This window comes from Bacillus cereus group sp. N12 (assembly GCF_016483575.1).
Classification (GTDB): Bacteria; Bacillota; Bacilli; order Bacillales; family Bacillaceae_G; genus Bacillus_A; species Bacillus_A toyonensis.
This window is the reverse complement of the sequence record NZ_JAEHBO010000004.1, coordinates 178,173-193,397: the sequence shown is the minus strand read 5'-3', so window position 1 is coordinate 193,397 and position 15,225 is coordinate 178,173. Positions and strand designations below refer to the sequence as shown.

Below are 15,225 nucleotides of genomic sequence, written 5' to 3'. Positions count from 1 at the left end.
TTTATATTGTTTTCATTTACTAAAATTAAAAAGGATTGCAGAATGTTGGGAACCCTAAAGGGTTTCCCAACACTCTGAGGACAATGCCATGAAGGCATTGTCCTTTTTCTTATATTTCCATAATGATTGGTAAAATCATTGGGCGACGTTTCGTTTTTTCGTATAGGAATGGTGCTAATGTGTCTGTAATCTCATTTTTAATTTCAGACCATTGTGTTGTTTTACGTTCCATTACTTTTTCTAAATGTGTTGTAATCAATGTTTGAGCATCGTTAATTAAATCGCTGCTTTCACGCATATAAACGAAACCACGCGAGATGATATCAGGTCCTGCTGCAACTTTAAATTCTTTCATATCAATGCTTACAACTACAATTACAAGCCCTTCTTCAGAAAGGATGCGACGATCGCGTAATACGATATTACCGATATCTCCAATACCATTTCCATCAATATAGACAGAACCAGATGGGATTTTTCCAGCAACACTTGCTTCATCTGAACGCAAGGCAAGAACGTCTCCGTTATCCATGATGAAACAGTTCTCTTCTGGAATACCGCAATCATTCGCTAATTTCATATGCATACGTTGCATACGATATTCACCATGAATTGGCATGAAATACTTTGGTTTAATTAGACGTAGCATTAGTTTTTGCTCTTCTTGTCCGCCATGTCCACTCGTATGAATGTTTGACAGCTTGCCATGGACTACATTAGCACCAGCACGATACAACATATTAATTGTACGGCTTACACTAATTGTGTTACCAGGGATTGGTGAAGAAGAGAAAACAACTGTGTCGCCAGGAATAATTTGAATTTGACGATGAGTACCATTCGCAATACGGGAAAGTGCTGCCATTGGTTCACCTTGACTACCAGTACATAAAATAACCACTTTATTAGCTGGTAGGCGGTTTAGTTGAGATGTGTCTATGAATGTATCTTTTGGACATCGGATATACCCAAGGTTTTGTCCAATCTCGATAGCTGCTTCCATACTTCGACCAAATACAGCTACTTTACGATTATTTTCAACAGCAGCCTCAACAACTTGTTGTAAGCGATGGATATTCGATGCAAAGGTTGCGAAGATAATACGACCTTCTACTTTGCGGAATATATCTTGAATACTATCGCCAACACGGCGCTCAGACATCGTAAAGTTTGGAACTTCACTGTTTGTACTGTCAGATAAGAGACAAAGTACACCGTCTTTTCCGATTTCAGCCATTTTTGTTAAATCTGCTGGCTCACCGACTGGTGTGAAATCGAATTTGAAATCACCTGTATGAACGACTTGCCCTTGAGGTGTTTTCACAACAACTCCGTATGAATCCGGAATACTGTGAGTTGTACGGAAGAAGGAAACAGATGTCTTTTTAAATTTAATAACATCATCTTCTTGAATTTCATAAAGCTTCGCTTTACGAAGTAATCCGTGCTCTTCTAATTTGTTTTTTATTAGTGCAATTGCTAATTTTCCACCGTAAATTGGAATGTTTACTTGACGTAATAGATAAGGGATTCCACCGATATGATCTTCGTGACCATGTGTAATGAATAATCCTTTAATTTTATCTTCGTTTCGCACAAAATAAGTGTAATCAGGTATTACATAATCGATCCCGAGGAGTTCGTCTTCTGGAAATTTAATTCCAGCGTCAATTATAATAATTTCATCTTGAAATTGAACAGCATATGTATTTTTACCGATTTCACCAAGACCACCGAGAGCAAAAACGGCAACTTGATCATTTTTTAGAAATTTCATATGGCTATACAATCTCCGCTAATACTAAATCAGCGTTTTGTTTTTCATATTCAAGATGAGCGCCAGTAACAGACTGAACAAACTCGATATTATATGCGAACTTATTTAATTTTTTACGAACATCCTTTTCAGACGTAGCCTCTAAATATACAACTTTTGTATTTTCACGTACTGGGACCTCAGTTAATTTTTCTTGATAAAATACTTTAAAAATCATTTGGAAAACCTCTCCTTGTCTATGTTTTGCATTATCTGTTACTTATTATAAAGCAAACAGTCACGATTTTCATGTTTTTTCGAATGAGAATGAAGAAAAAGCCCGAAATGGGCATAATTTAAGCGATTGTCTTCTTCCGGACTAAATCGTTTAAATAACGCTTAAGCTTTTTCTTCAGCTTCTTCAGCATGATTACTCCTTCCTTTCCTTATTCTAAACATGCATATTACTAGTGAAAACTCTATCTCTGACATAAGAAAGAGGGGAAAGTGAATGGAAAACCTTGTCCTTTCTCATACAGTGAAAGTTATTCTATAGTAACGATTAGTAGCCGTTAGTTATAGATATAGTATGAGGAAGAATGGACAAGAAAATTCATTAGAACAAGTATTCACCCTTTTTACTAATATATATATGCATGTTTCATAAATAAGGTCAGGAAGTGAACGCTTTCTTCACAGATGTTTAATATGTTATACTTTTTTTTAGAATTTGAAAAGCGATTATCAAAATAGGAGTAAAGAGTACCAGAAAGGGTTTTGACAAATGAATGATAAAATTGTCTTTTTTGATATTGATGGAACATTATTAGATCACGATAAAAAAATTCCGCAATCTACACGAGATGCAGTAAGACATTTGCAGGAAAAAGGGGTGCATGTAGCAATTGCGACAGGACGCGCACCGTTTATGTTTGAAGATATTCGTAAGGAACTCAATATACATAATTATGTTAGTTTTAATGGACAGTATGTTGTCTTTGAAGATGAAGTAGTATTTAATAATCCGTTACACCCAGCTGCCTTGCATAAGTTTACTCAGTTTGCAAAACAAGAAGGATATCCACTTGTATATCTTGACCATCAAGAAATGAGAGCGACAGTGGAATATCATGATTATGTGAAAGAAGGTTTTGGAAGCTTGCAGTTCGAGCATCCGGCATATGAACCTGATTTTTACGAAAAACGCGATATTTATCAAACGCTTCTTTTTTGTGAAGTAAATGAAGAGGAAAAGTTTATTAATCAATATCCAGATTTTCATTTTATTCGTTGGCATGCGTATTCAATGGATATCATTCCTAATGGTGGTTCTAAGGCAAAAGGGATTGAGAAGTTCATTGAAAAATTAGGATTTAGCCGTGAACAAGTGTATGCATTTGGGGATGGTTTAAACGATTTAGAAATGATTGAAGCAGTTGGGACGGGCATTGTGATGGGGAATGGTCATGAAGATTTGAAAAAACTTGCAAATCATGTGACAAAGGATGTAAGTGAAGACGGTATATATCATGGATTAAAATGGGCTGGCCTGTTATAAGTAAATATGGAACCCATTTCATAAAATAAAAAGGCGGGAGATTAATTCCCGCCTTTTTATTATTAGCGCTCTAAAGGTTTTGAATCATCAGGAGCGGTAAATGGATTTTCTTTATTAATATGGTCATAGAACATAACACCATTTAAATGATCAATCTCATGTTGGAATACAATTGCCGGTAAGCCTTTTAAGCGTAATTTTACTTCTTCTCCATTAATAGATGTTGCTTTCACTGTAATTCTTGTGTAACGAGGGACATAGCCAGGTACTTCGCGGTCTACAGATAGACACCCTTCACCACTTTGTAAATATGTACGTTCAACAGAATGACTAATGATTTTTGGATTGAATAATGCATGGCTATATAACGTACCGTTCGTATCAGTTACATGAACCGCAATCATTTTCTTTGAAATACCGATTTGCGGAGCTGCTAATCCGATTCCAGGGCGTAAACTGTATTTTTCAGCCAGTTCAGGATCCTGGCTATTTATTACAAAATCAATCATTTCTTTAAGGGTATTTGTATCTTCTTCACTCGCTGGTAACGACACCTCTTCTGCAACATCTCGCAAAATAGGATCTCCTTCGCGAATTACATCGTTCATTGTAAGCATATGTAATCTCTCCTTTCCTCTTTAGTCTACCAAAGGAGATGAGAAAAGTCATCGGCAAGTAAGGGTAACTATTTGCAAATCGTTCTTCTATAGAGGAGTTATGTATGAGATAAAAAGAAAAGACGGCAAAGCCGTCTGTTTCTTTCCATAGTTGTTTCATTTTACATTAGCGAATGCAAGCAGCACCAACGATAATTAAAAGGATAAACAACACAACGATTAAGGCAAAGCCGCGTCCAGATCCGCCACAAGAACCGCCATAACCGTAGGAAGGATATGAACAAGTTGGATAGCAATATGAGTATCCGTACATGAGATGACCTCCTTTTTCATTTCCCGCTAATACTGCGGTTACTATAATGTATGGAAGAGAGTGTGGTGATGTATAGGTATTTACCTAAAAAAGGAAGAAGAGTTTGTATATTTTTGTTACGAAGAGAGAAAAACTAAAGAGAATTAAATCGTTTACATATTATTCTAAGAGAAAATATAAGTGAAAAAGGGAATAATATAACAGTAGGTCAATGCTTACTAATACAGATGTGAAAAATAAAAACACGTTTGTGTAATAGAAACCTGCATATTATTTATAAAAAAACGTATTCAAAGTAATTGACATCGTAATTAGAATAGTTGTAAACTAAAAAACGTGATCAAGATTGTATTAATATGTTTCTGAAAAAACATTAGTACAGATTGTTAGGTACACAAAATTATTCTCAACCGACAGACAAACATGTTGGTTTACATCGTTGCGCTTTTTAAACTGGAAAATAGCCAGTGAAAGCGTTTCAGAATATGGTTCAAGAGAGGAAGAGGTGAACGGAATGGGTACTAAAACAAAAAAGACCCTATTTAATGTTGATGAGCAAATGAAAGCTATCGCAGCTCAATTTGAAACATTACAAATTTTAAATGAAAATGGCGAAGTTGTGAATGAAGCAGCTATGCCTGAATTATCTGATGATCAATTAAAAGAATTAATGCGTCGTATGGTGTATACTCGCGTACTAGATCAACGTTCTATTTCTTTAAACCGTCAAGGACGTTTAGGTTTCTACGCACCTACAGCTGGACAAGAAGCTTCTCAATTAGCAAGTCATTTCGCACTTGAAGCAGAAGACTTTATCTTACCAGGATACCGTGATGTACCACAATTAGTATGGCACGGATTACCATTATATCAAGCATTCTTATTCTCTCGTGGACACTTCATGGGTAACCAAATGCCTGAGAATGTAAATGCACTAGCTCCACAAATCATTATCGGTGCGCAAATCATCCAAACTGCTGGTGTTGCGTTAGGTATGAAACTACGTGGTAAAAAATCTGTTGCAATTACTTACACTGGTGACGGTGGTGCTTCACAAGGTGACTTCTACGAAGGTATGAACTTTGCAGGTGCATTCAAAGCTCCAGCAATCTTCGTTGTTCAAAACAACCGTTATGCAATCTCTACTCCAGTAGAAAAGCAATCTGCAGCTAAAACTGTAGCACAAAAAGCAGTAGCAGCAGGTATTTACGGAATTCAAGTAGACGGTATGGATCCATTAGCTGTATACGCAGCAACTGCTTTCGCTCGTGAGCGCGCAGTAAATGGTGAAGGCCCTACTTTAATCGAGACTTTAACATTCCGTTATGGTCCACATACAATGGCTGGCGATGACCCAACTCGTTACCGTACAAAAGATATCGAAAACGAATGGGAACAAAAAGATCCAATCGTACGCTTCCGTAAGTTCTTAGAAGCTAAAGGCCTATGGTCTCAAGAAGTTGAAGAGAAAGTAATTGAAGAAGCAAAAGAAGATATCAAACAAGCAATTGCTAAGGCTGACCAAGCTCCAAAACAAAAAGTTACTGATTTAATGGAAATCATGTACGAAAAAATGCCTTACAACTTAGCTGAACAATATGAAATTTACAAAGAAAAGGAGTCGAAGTAAGCCATGGCTCAAATGACAATGATTCAAGCAATCACTGATGCTTTACGCGTTGAAATGAAAAATGACCCTAACGTACTTGTGTTTGGTGAAGACGTTGGTGTAAACGGCGGTGTATTCCGTGCTACTGAAGGTTTACAAGCTGAATTCGGTGAAGATCGTGTAATGGATACTCCACTTGCAGAGTCTGGTATTGGTGGACTTGCAGTTGGACTTGCACTTGAAGGATTCCGTCCAGTTCCAGAAATCCAATTCTTCGGTTTCGTTTATGAAGTAATGGATTCAATTTCTGGTCAATTAGCTCGTATGCGTTACCGTTCTGGCGGACGTTGGACTGCTCCAGTAACAGTTCGTTCTCCATTCGGTGGCGGTGTTCATACTCCTGAACTACATGCTGATAGCTTAGAAGGATTAGTGGCTCAACAACCTGGTCTAAAAGTTGTTATTCCATCTACTCCATACGATGCAAAAGGTCTTTTAATCTCTGCGATTCGTGACAACGATCCAGTTATCTACTTAGAGCATATGAAATTGTACCGTTCATTCCGTCAAGATGTACCAGAAGGTGAATACACAATTGATTTAGGTAAAGCTGATATCAAACGTGAAGGTACAGATGTATCTGTTATCGCTTATGGTGCTATGGTTCATGCTGCATTAAAAGCTGCTGAAGAACTTGAAAAAGAAGGTATCTCTTTAGAGGTTGTTGACTTACGTACAGTTCAACCATTAGATATCGAAACAATCATCGCTTCTGTTGAAAAAACAGGCCGCGTAGTTGTAGTTCAAGAAGCTCAAAAACAAGCTGGTATTGCAGCTAACGTTGTAGCGGAAATTAACGACCGTGCAATCTTAAACTTAGAAGCTCCAGTTGTACGTGTTGCAGCTGCTGATACAGTATTCCCATTCTCTCAAGCTGAGAGCGTATGGTTACCAAACCATAAAGATATTGTTGAAGCTGTTAACAAAGTAATGAACTTCTAATTTTTAGTTTTTCATGTGCAAAAGAAATCAGCACATGCTGGTTTCTTTTGTACATATTCCATAATAATGAAATGAATCAGGGGGCTGAATTCCGTGGCATTTGAATTTAAACTACCAGATATCGGTGAAGGTATCCACGAAGGTGAAATCGTAAAATGGTTTATTAAACCAGGCGATGAAGTAAATGAAGACGATGTACTTCTTGAAGTACAAAATGATAAAGCAGTAGTAGAAATCCCTTCTCCTGTTAAAGGTAAAGTACTTGAAGTACTTGTAGAAGAAGGAACAGTTGCAATTGTAGGAGATACATTAATTAAATTTGATGCTCCTGGATACGAAAACCTTAAATTTAAAGGTGACGATCATGATGAAGCTCCAAAAGCTGAAGAAGCAGCAGTAGAAGCTCCAGCAGCGGAAGCTACTCCAGCAGCAACTGCAGAAGTAGTAAATGAGCGCGTTATCGCTATGCCATCTGTTCGTAAATATGCTCGTGAAAAAGGTGTAGATATTCATAAAGTAGCTGGATCTGGTAAGAACGGTCGCGTTGTGAAAGCTGACATCGATGCATTTGCAAATGGTGGACAAACTGTAGCAGCAACTGAGGCTCCAGCAGCAGTAGAAGCTACTCCAGCAGCAGCGAAAGAAGAAGCACCAAAAGCACAACCAATCCCAGCTGGTGAATATCCAGAAACTCGTGAGAAAATGAGTGGTATCCGTAAAGCGATTGCGAAAGCAATGGTTAACTCTAAGCATACAGCTCCTCACGTAACATTAATGGATGAAGTTGATGTAACTGAGCTTGTTGCTCACCGTAAGAAGTTCAAAGCTGTTGCAGCTGACAAAGGTATTAAATTAACTTACCTTCCGTACGTTGTTAAAGCTTTAACATCTGCATTACGTGAATACCCAATGTTAAACACTTCTTTAGACGATGCATCTCAAGAAGTAGTTCACAAACATTACTTCAACATCGGTATCGCAGCTGATACAGACAAAGGTCTATTAGTACCAGTTGTTAAAGATACAGATCGCAAGTCTATCTTCACTATTTCTAACGAGATCAATGATCTTGCTGGTAAAGCACGTGAAGGTCGTTTAGCTCCAACTGAAATGAAAGGTGCTTCTTGCACAATTACAAACATTGGTTCTGCAGGTGGACAATGGTTCACTCCAGTTATCAATCACCCAGAAGTAGCAATCCTTGGTATCGGCCGTATCGCTGAGAAGCCAGTTGTGAAAAATGGTGAGATCGTTGCAGCTCCAGTATTAGCATTATCTCTAAGCTTTGACCATCGTTTAATTGACGGCGCAACTGCTCAAAAAGCATTAAACCAAATTAAACGTCTATTGAATGACCCACAATTATTAGTAATGGAGGCGTAATAACAATGGTAGTAGGAGATTTCCCAATTGAATTAGATACAGTCGTTGTTGGTGCAGGTCCTGGTGGATACGTTGCGGCAATTCGTGCAGCACAATTAGGTCAAAAGGTAGCAATCATTGAAAAAGCTAACCTTGGTGGCGTATGCTTAAACGTTGGATGTATTCCTTCAAAAGCGTTAATCAATGCAGGTCATCGTTATGAGAATGCAATGCATTCTGATGACATGGGTATCACTGCAGAGAACGTAAAAGTTGACTTTACAAAAGTTCAAGAATGGAAAAACGGCGTAGTTAAGAAATTAACTGGCGGTGTTGAAGGCCTTCTTAAAGGTAATAAAGTTGAAATCATTCGCGGTGAAGCTTACTTCGTAGATGCTAACACATTACGCGTAATGACTGAAGATGCAGCTCAAACGTATACGTTTAAAAATGCTGTTCTTGCAACTGGTTCTACACCAATCGAAATTCCTGGATTCAAATACTCTAAACGTGTTATCAACTCTACAGGTGCTTTAAGCTTACCTGAAATTCCTAAAAAACTTGTTGTAATCGGCGGCGGTTACATCGGTATGGAATTAGGTACTGCATATGCTAACTTCGGTACAGAAGTTACTGTAGTAGAAGCTGGCGACGAAATCTTAGCTGGTTTTGAAAAAGCAATGAGCTCTGTTGTTAAACGTGCTCTTCAAAAGAAAGGTAACGTAAATATCCATACAAAAGCTATGGCTAAAGGCGTTGAAGAAACAGAAACTGGCGTAAAAGTTAGCTTCGAAGTTAAAGGTGAAATCCAAACTGTAGAAGCAGATTACGTATTAGTAACTGTAGGTCGTCGTCCAAACACTCAAGAAATCGGTCTTGAGCAAGTTGGAGTTAAAATGACTGACCGCGGTATCATCGAAATCGATGAGCAATGCCGTACAAACGTACCAAACATCTATGCAATCGGTGATATCGTTCCTGGACCACCATTAGCTCACAAAGCTTCTTACGAAGGTAAAGTAGCTGTTGAAGCAATTAGTGGCCATGCATCAGCTATCGATTACATCGGAATTCCTGCAGTATGCTTCACTGATCCAGAATTAGCATCTGTTGGTTACACTAAGAAACAAGCTGAAGAAGCAGGAATGACTGTAACTGTATCTAAGTTCCCATTCGCTGCAAACGGTCGTGCGTTATCATTAAACAGCACTGACGGTTTCCTACAACTTGTAACACGTAAAGAAGATGGTCTTCTTGTAGGTGCTCAAGTTGCAGGCGCAGGTGCTTCTGATATTATCTCTGAGATTGGTTTAGCTATCGAAGCTGGAATGACAGCTGAAGATATCGCTCAAACAATCCACGCTCACCCAACATTAGGTGAAATCACAATGGAAGCAGCTGAAGTTGCTCTTGGAATGCCAATTCACATTGTAAAATAATAAAAAAACGTCTTCTAAATTTAGAAGACGTTTTTTTATTATTTATTTTCAAATTGATACATTTGTTTACTTGTACTAGTGTCATTATAAAGAAATAAGACGATATCAGCATTTAGTTTTTCAAGATCTTGTTTAATATTTTTACTTGCCCCAAATCGTGGATCAATAAAAGTTGTTTGTTCGAATTCTTGTGCGAATAAAGGATAAGTTGCATCTGCATAAGAATCTTTAATAATGACAGCATGCAATTTACTTTTTGCATTTGGATTTAAGATGTTAATCTGTGAATAGTCTGTTTGATAAACCGATGCATAGTCTGGTGAAAGCTTCTTTTTGTTCACTGCAAAGAATTCTTTCATCGGTATTTTACTTGTTTCTTCTGATTTTGGACCGAGATAGACAGTATAATTATCCCACACATTTGGGTTTTCTTTTAATTGTACATATGGAATTGTTTCAGGTGTTTTTATTAATTTGTATAATTGTCTATTCCAACTACCGATAAATTGTCCATTAGGTTCTTCTATAGTGGTTTTATAATCATCTCGATTAACAACATTTCCTGTAAATACTTTAGAGTGATTAGCAATGTAATTCATTGTTTGTTCGTATGCATAAAACGCACCTTTCATATTCCAATGGTGATCCGTTTTAAAGTATAGTTCTTCTAATTGTTCGTGAGTAAATTCTTTTTGAATAGCAGGTAGAACATCAATAAATGGAAAATTTATTGATGTAATTCTTGTACAAAATAATCACGATGTTTTTGATCATACCCACAATCTACATATGGTGGGTACTTATACGAAAATGTCGTTAGTTTACTTGGAGCTAACAGGAAATAAATTTCTGTTTTTGTAAATTGATTTCTTAAGTTGTCTAGTTCACTTACAGATTGTTTTATTTGATCACGCATATCAATATTTGTAGGTGCAGACAAAATGAAACCGTCATCTGCGACGAAATTATTATTTACAAAAGTGCGATTGAATTTTAATTGCAACTTTGTGTAAGTTTCAATAAATTTATCTCGTGCGGCAATATGATCTGTAAAGTGTAATTCAGTATCTTTGAAATATTTTCCGGATTTTATAGTATCCATAGTTAGGACTGGATCTAAAGCTAATTCTCTGTTTTCAAAATCAGAAAAACTTTTTTTATCCCAATATATTATTTTGGCTGTCCATATACACATCCCGAAAATAATAGCGAGAAATCCAGTGATTAATATACGATTAGTTAAATTTTTCATAGTTAGCCCTCCTTTAGAAGCGGAAGTAAATAAATGGATTGTAAGTTGCATTCGTTAAGTACATCATAGTAATGATTAAAACACTCAAATAGTAAAGTGGAGATAAAAGTACTATCTTTTTATTTACAAATAGAGTCTTGATCCAAGAGAAAATTGGAGCTGATGTCACTATTGCAAGTATAAAGATTCCCCAATAATTCATCACATAGAAATAACTAGTAATGTCAGTCAACGATCCATTTAATCCGAACATTGCTTGTAAAAATTTAGAACAGTAGCTAAAGTTGTCAGCTCTGAAGAAAACCCAACCGATAATCACTAAAAACAGCACGTATACATGTTGAATTGGCCACCATAATTTTTGCAAGATTTTCTCAAAACCGGATTTTTCCAAAGCAATTAAACATCCGTAATAGATACCCCAAATCATAAATGTCCAACTAGCCCCATGCCAAAAACCTGTTAGCGCCCATACTATAAAGAGATTACGATAGATTTTCCAGCTAGATACTGGATTGCCACCTAGTGGGATATAGACATAATCACGGAACCATGAACCAAGGGAAATATGCCAGCGACGCCAAAATTCAGAAATCGATTTTGATATATACGGATAATTGAAGTTTTCTAAGAAATCAAACCCGAACATTTTTCCTAATCCAATGGCCATATCACTGTAGCCTGAAAAATCGAAATAAATTTGTAATGTATAAGCGATCGCACCAATCCAAGCAGTAGATACGCTCATTGTTGCTGGGTCCATTGCAAATATTTCATCGGCAATAGCTCCCAATTGATTTGCAATCAAAACTTTTTTTCCTAATCCAAGGATAAAACGACTAATGCCTTCTGAAAACATATCAGCATTAACGGTTCTAACATGTAATTGATGAGCTATTGTGTTATACCGAACAATTGGTCCCGCAACTAATTGAGGGAAAATAGTAAAGTATAGCGCCAAATCAAACAGATTTCGCTGAGCCTCTACTTTTCTTTTGTAAATATCAATAATATAACTCATTGCATGGAAAGTGAAAAATGAAATCCCGATTGGTAATGGGATTTTTTCGAGTACAATGTTTGTATGAAAAATCCCGTTTATATTATCTACTAAGAAATTAGCATATTTAAAATATCCTAGTATAGCAATATTGACGACGAATGCTATAGTAAGAATGAGTTTTCTATTTGTCCTGTATTAAGCCATAACCCGAACCAATAGTTAATGAAAATAGAAAAAAGCATAAGGAAGACATATATAGGCTCTCCCCAGGCATAAAATAATAAACTAAATAACAAAAGAACGATGTTTTGTAATTCTTTACGTACTGAATAGTACACTAGAAGAATTGCAGGTAAAAAAAGACATAAAAAAAATAGGTTACTAAATACCATGTATCATTGATTCCTTTCTATAGTTAATCCAAAGGAACTATACCACGCTACTAATGGAATAATCTATATTGTAAGGAAAGAAAGAGAATGTAACGTAAAAAACGAGGAAGTTTTGGCATATAAAATAATTAAGAGCTTACATAAATGGTAGAAGATAAATCATAGAGTAAGTAGAAGCTTCAAATATTTTATACACGTAAAAGTTTGTTTTTAAAATAAGGAGAGGGATGGGCTGCACAATATAATAGAAGAAATAGGAGGTAATGCTATGAAAATTACGCTAGTTTCATTTTTACATCTAGTTTTATGGAGTGGATTTTCAGCAGTGTTATTATTGTCAAGTCGTGATAAACTTCATTATAAAATTTTTCTTTTTCTCATATTCTTTTATTTAGCGTATGTGATAGCGTATGTCATACTAAGTGCAAGGAGAAAAGCAATGCTTCTCACTTGCACGAATAGTATGATTTTTCTAATCGTTTATTTTTGTTTTTAAACTAACGTTTATAGAAATACATTATCCTTCCATTAAATAATTGTAATTCTCCTTCTAATTTCTTCGCTAGAAAACGGCAAAATTCATTTGCTTTCCCTTTATCACCAAATGTTGCATTAGAGGGTAAAGAAATTTGAATGAAAGATTGTTCATTTTCTATTCCAACACCGACATAAATTGAGTCATATCGATCATGACTGGATTGAAGCTTTAATGTTGTTGCTGATGTATCTAAAATTTCATAAGGAAAAGCGGTATTTGTATAAGCGTAATTAATTTGAACTCCGGTTTGGGAAGTAACTGTTTTATAGTACTGAAAAAGTTGTTTTATATCATCTGTTGAAACAGAGTGTTGATTGGATTTAGGTACAAGCGTAATAAAGGCATGTTGCATATAAGTTCCCCCTAGCTTAGTAGAATAATATCATTCTACAACCTACTGAATTTTTTGACAATTAAAAGGAGTATTGCTTTTTTTGTTTAATATTATGTATGAGTAGGAAAGGTGATGTAGAGAGGTGGAAACCAATGTTTGAAAAATTGTATGATGAGCATGAAAGTGTGAAGGTACGATTTTTAGGATTTATGACACATGATACTCGTTATGACTTTGGGATTGTTTATACAAATATGTTTTTTGGAAAGCCACTCATTGTTTGTATGCAAACGGGAAGGTCTACTTTACTGGGACAAGATGATGTAGAGAATGTGCAATATATGCAGGAAATTTTCAAGTTAGGATCTCAAGAGGAAGCAGCGGAGTTAGCTCAGTTTTTTAAATTTCTCGTTCCATCTACTTCATTGCATGCAGAATATGAAGAATAATTAATTTGAAACAGTCGTACGTATAAATATGGCTGTTTTTTTGTGTTAATATCGCATACTAATTTAAAATTAAAATATTTAATGTGTTATACTAAAAACCTATTGACGTAAAAAGTATAACATATTAAAATAAAGACAGAAAGTTAAGCGGTTACAAAAGTTTTTGGGATTATAAACTTAGGGGGAAATGAAAAATGGGAACAATCGTATGTCAAGATTGTGAAGGTACAATTGCACACTTCGAGGATGAGAAAGTAACGGTACTTTACGGGAAATGTGGATCTTGCGGATGTGATCACACAGAGCATACAAAAGCCCAATAATTGATAGGACATGGACAACTGAAAGTTTTTAGGACCATAAACTTAGGGGGAAATGAAAAATGGGAACAATCGTATGTCAAGTATGCGAAGGAACAATCGCACATTTTGAAGATGAGAAAACGACAGTACTTTACGGGAAATGTGGTACAAATTGTGATTGTGCTAATAGAGATAATGCGAAAGCTTAATGATAAATAAGTAGATTACTATTAAAAATCAGGGGGAAATGAAAAATGGGAACAATCGTATGCCAAGTATGTGAAGGAACAATCGCACATTTTGAAGATGAAAAATCAACAGTATTATATGGGAAATGTGGATCTCATTGCGAATGTGACCATAAAGAACATACAAAAGCTTAATTATTAAAAAAAGCGCCTACATGTGTAGGCGCTTTTTTTAATAAATTGTAGTTGTATGGCCAACTGTAGCAACGATTGCATCATCTCTAATCGGAATAAACCCTATGGCTGTTTGTGGTGTGTTTGGAGAGGCGTATTGACTCATTATACGGCTATCAATACGAGTAATAGTATCGGTCAAAAAAGCTGAAATAAAAGCGTAAGGGACGCGTCGTTCATTTAATGAGTAGATAATTTCTTCTTTTGTTTTTACACCTACGCCATGTCCGTAAAAAAAGAAATTTCCTAGATAGATTGTGTTTTCTCCTTGCCACTCAATCGTAGCTGGATTCACTTGTGGGTTTTTAAAGTAAACGAGATCGCCAGGAACAAGGTCGCCACCTGTTTTTGTTATGAGTTTTAAATCTTGATCGTAGTCCCAAGTATAAAGTAAAAGATTTGCAAAGAGGCGATTGAAGGTTTCTTCCTCATACAATGATAGTAAAGCTTTGTAAAAAATAATTATCATAGCGGTTGCGCATTCAGTCCCATATAGTTTCCCGTTTTTGAAAATATCTTGTATGGCAATAGAAGGTGGTATATTTGGAAGTAGTTGGAATCCCCCTAAAGATGTTCTTTTCCAAAACTGGGGGTTGCAAAAGGATTGTTGAAACGTACGAAACTGAAATCCACTTTGAAAAAGTTCTAATGCAGAAATAATAATATTAACTCGCAAATTTAAATCAAAGCTGAGTTCGTCAGCAGTTCGGAAGGAATAAACTTCTTGATTTCCTGCCATTATGGATAAAATTTGTTGCTTCTCAGCTGCAAATGGCTCATATTCATTTGTGATATAAGGGTGTACAATAGAACGACCTATTACAATCATAATGGTATCCCCACCTATACGTTACATTCTTTAGTAGCGTATGAAGAA

16 protein-coding genes and 2 pseudogenes are annotated in these 15,225 nt (G+C 36.0%); 10 read left to right on the top strand and 8 right to left on the bottom strand.

Annotation, left to right across the window (positions count from 1 at the left end):
• Positions 1 to 109 precede the first annotated feature (109 nt).
• Complete coding sequence (gene rnjA, locus JDS92_RS04170; RefSeq protein WP_000670378.1) at positions 110 to 1,777, bottom strand: ribonuclease J1; 1,668 nt, start codon at positions 1,775 to 1,777, stop codon at positions 110 to 112.
• 4 nt (positions 1,778 to 1,781) lie between these two features.
• Entirely contained in the window at positions 1,782 to 1,994 is a 213-nt protein-coding gene (locus tag JDS92_RS04165; protein WP_000576438.1) for a DNA-dependent RNA polymerase subunit epsilon, read from the bottom strand.
• Between the two features lie 546 nt (positions 1,995 to 2,540).
• Between JDS92_RS04165 and JDS92_RS04160 the strand changes: the two genes are divergently transcribed.
• Positions 2,541 to 3,314: a Cof-type HAD-IIB family hydrolase gene (locus tag JDS92_RS04160; RefSeq protein ID WP_000998284.1), complete on the top strand. Its 774-nt coding sequence runs from the start codon at positions 2,541 to 2,543 to the stop codon at positions 3,312 to 3,314.
• 62 nt (positions 3,315 to 3,376) lie between these two features.
• Here the strand turns inward: JDS92_RS04160 and def are convergent, their stop codons facing one another.
• Together def and JDS92_RS04150 are read right to left on the bottom strand one after the other, a co-directional pair.
• On the bottom strand, positions 3,377 to 3,931 hold the full coding sequence (def, locus tag JDS92_RS04155; protein ID WP_000957068.1) for a peptide deformylase: 555 nt from the start codon (positions 3,929 to 3,931) through the stop codon (positions 3,377 to 3,379).
• A gap of 166 nt (positions 3,932 to 4,097) precedes the next feature.
• The gene (locus JDS92_RS04150; protein ID WP_000274562.1) at positions 4,098 to 4,244 is read right to left on the bottom strand and encodes a YjcZ family sporulation protein; all 147 of its coding nucleotides are present in this window, start codon (positions 4,242 to 4,244) and stop codon (positions 4,098 to 4,100) included.
• Positions 4,245 to 4,758: 514 nt separating this feature from the next.
• On the opposite strand from JDS92_RS04150, the gene pdhA reads away from it, so the two are divergent.
• From pdhA to lpdA, 4 genes are all read left to right on the top strand, one after another.
• Positions 4,759 to 5,874, top strand: a complete 1,116-nt coding sequence (gene pdhA, locus JDS92_RS04145) for a pyruvate dehydrogenase E1 component subunit alpha (protein ID WP_016109040.1) — start codon at positions 4,759 to 4,761, stop codon at positions 5,872 to 5,874.
• A 3-nt stretch (positions 5,875 to 5,877) separates the two neighbouring features.
• Positions 5,878 to 6,855, top strand: coding sequence for a pyruvate dehydrogenase complex E1 component subunit beta (pdhB, locus tag JDS92_RS04140; protein ID WP_000068166.1), 978 nt, complete (start codon positions 5,878 to 5,880; stop codon positions 6,853 to 6,855).
• A 93-nt stretch (positions 6,856 to 6,948) separates the two neighbouring features.
• A complete protein-coding gene (pdhC, locus tag JDS92_RS04135) occupies positions 6,949 to 8,238 on the top strand; it encodes a pyruvate dehydrogenase complex dihydrolipoyllysine-residue acetyltransferase (RefSeq protein WP_000863414.1) in 1,290 nt (429 codons plus the stop codon).
• Between the two features lie 5 nt (positions 8,239 to 8,243).
• A complete protein-coding gene (lpdA, locus tag JDS92_RS04130) occupies positions 8,244 to 9,656 on the top strand; it encodes a dihydrolipoyl dehydrogenase (protein WP_000260104.1) in 1,413 nt (470 codons plus the stop codon).
• A 38-nt stretch (positions 9,657 to 9,694) separates the two neighbouring features.
• On the opposite strand, the pseudogene JDS92_RS04125 reads toward lpdA, so the two are convergent.
• Positions 9,695 to 10,908: pseudogene (locus JDS92_RS04125) on the bottom strand (DHHW family protein).
• A 13-nt stretch (positions 10,909 to 10,921) separates the two neighbouring features.
• A pseudogene (locus JDS92_RS04120) lies at positions 10,922 to 12,303 on the bottom strand (MBOAT family O-acyltransferase).
• A 268-nt stretch (positions 12,304 to 12,571) separates the two neighbouring features.
• On the opposite strand from JDS92_RS04120, the gene JDS92_RS04115 reads away from it, so the two are divergent.
• Entirely contained in the window at positions 12,572 to 12,799 is a 228-nt protein-coding gene (locus JDS92_RS04115) for a hypothetical protein (RefSeq protein WP_000705227.1), read from the top strand.
• A 1-nt stretch (position 12,800) separates the two neighbouring features.
• On the opposite strand, the gene JDS92_RS04110 is transcribed toward JDS92_RS04115, so the two are convergent.
• Entirely contained in the window at positions 12,801 to 13,193 is a 393-nt protein-coding gene (locus JDS92_RS04110; protein ID WP_001163290.1) for a DUF1885 family protein, read from the bottom strand.
• 134 nt (positions 13,194 to 13,327) lie between these two features.
• Between JDS92_RS04110 and JDS92_RS04105 the strand changes: the two genes are divergently transcribed.
• The 4 genes from JDS92_RS04105 (at position 13,328) to JDS92_RS04090 (ending at position 14,309) form a co-directional block, all read left to right on the top strand.
• Entirely contained in the window at positions 13,328 to 13,624 is a 297-nt protein-coding gene (locus tag JDS92_RS04105; protein WP_000462031.1) for a DUF3055 domain-containing protein, read from the top strand.
• A gap of 194 nt (positions 13,625 to 13,818) precedes the next feature.
• Complete coding sequence (locus JDS92_RS04100) at positions 13,819 to 13,947, top strand: GapA-binding peptide SR1P (protein ID WP_000536778.1); 129 nt, start codon at positions 13,819 to 13,821, stop codon at positions 13,945 to 13,947.
• A gap of 59 nt (positions 13,948 to 14,006) precedes the next feature.
• Positions 14,007 to 14,135 (top strand): GapA-binding peptide SR1P, encoded by a 129-nt coding sequence (locus JDS92_RS04095; protein ID WP_000536788.1) that lies wholly within the window; start codon positions 14,007 to 14,009, stop codon positions 14,133 to 14,135.
• A gap of 45 nt (positions 14,136 to 14,180) precedes the next feature.
• Complete coding sequence (locus JDS92_RS04090; RefSeq protein ID WP_000536785.1) at positions 14,181 to 14,309, top strand: GapA-binding peptide SR1P; 129 nt, start codon at positions 14,181 to 14,183, stop codon at positions 14,307 to 14,309.
• 37 nt (positions 14,310 to 14,346) lie between these two features.
• On the opposite strand, the gene JDS92_RS04085 is transcribed toward JDS92_RS04090, so the two are convergent.
• The gene (locus JDS92_RS04085) at positions 14,347 to 15,177 is read right to left on the bottom strand and encodes a protein-glutamine gamma-glutamyltransferase (RefSeq protein ID WP_000635336.1); all 831 of its coding nucleotides are present in this window, start codon (positions 15,175 to 15,177) and stop codon (positions 14,347 to 14,349) included.
• Positions 15,178 to 15,225: the final 48 nt, after the last annotated feature.

Coding starts and splice junctions, on each gene's coding strand:
- rnjA (WP_000670378.1), bottom strand. CDS start 1,777: ATGAAATTTCTAAAAAATGATCAAGTTGCCGTTTTTGCTCTCGGTGGT.
- JDS92_RS04165 (WP_000576438.1), bottom strand. CDS start 1,994: ATGATTTTTAAAGTATTTTATCAAGAAAAATTAACTGAGGTCCCAGTA.
- JDS92_RS04160 (WP_000998284.1), top strand. CDS start 2,541: ATGAATGATAAAATTGTCTTTTTTGATATTGATGGAACATTATTAGAT.
- def (WP_000957068.1), bottom strand. CDS start 3,931: ATGCTTACAATGAACGATGTAATTCGCGAAGGAGATCCTATTTTGCGA.
- JDS92_RS04150 (WP_000274562.1), bottom strand. CDS start 4,244: ATGTACGGATACTCATATTGCTATCCAACTTGTTCATATCCTTCCTAC.
- pdhA (WP_016109040.1), top strand. CDS start 4,759: ATGGGTACTAAAACAAAAAAGACCCTATTTAATGTTGATGAGCAAATG.
- pdhB (WP_000068166.1), top strand. CDS start 5,878: ATGGCTCAAATGACAATGATTCAAGCAATCACTGATGCTTTACGCGTT.
- lpdA (WP_000260104.1), top strand. CDS start 8,244: ATGGTAGTAGGAGATTTCCCAATTGAATTAGATACAGTCGTTGTTGGT.
- JDS92_RS04115 (WP_000705227.1), top strand. CDS start 12,572: ATGAAAATTACGCTAGTTTCATTTTTACATCTAGTTTTATGGAGTGGA.
- JDS92_RS04110 (WP_001163290.1), bottom strand. CDS start 13,193: ATGCAACATGCCTTTATTACGCTTGTACCTAAATCCAATCAACACTCT.
- JDS92_RS04105 (WP_000462031.1), top strand. CDS start 13,328: ATGTTTGAAAAATTGTATGATGAGCATGAAAGTGTGAAGGTACGATTT.
- JDS92_RS04100 (WP_000536778.1), top strand. CDS start 13,819: ATGGGAACAATCGTATGTCAAGATTGTGAAGGTACAATTGCACACTTC.
- JDS92_RS04095 (WP_000536788.1), top strand. CDS start 14,007: ATGGGAACAATCGTATGTCAAGTATGCGAAGGAACAATCGCACATTTT.
- JDS92_RS04090 (WP_000536785.1), top strand. CDS start 14,181: ATGGGAACAATCGTATGCCAAGTATGTGAAGGAACAATCGCACATTTT.
- JDS92_RS04085 (WP_000635336.1), bottom strand. CDS start 15,177: ATGATTGTAATAGGTCGTTCTATTGTACACCCTTATATCACAAATGAA.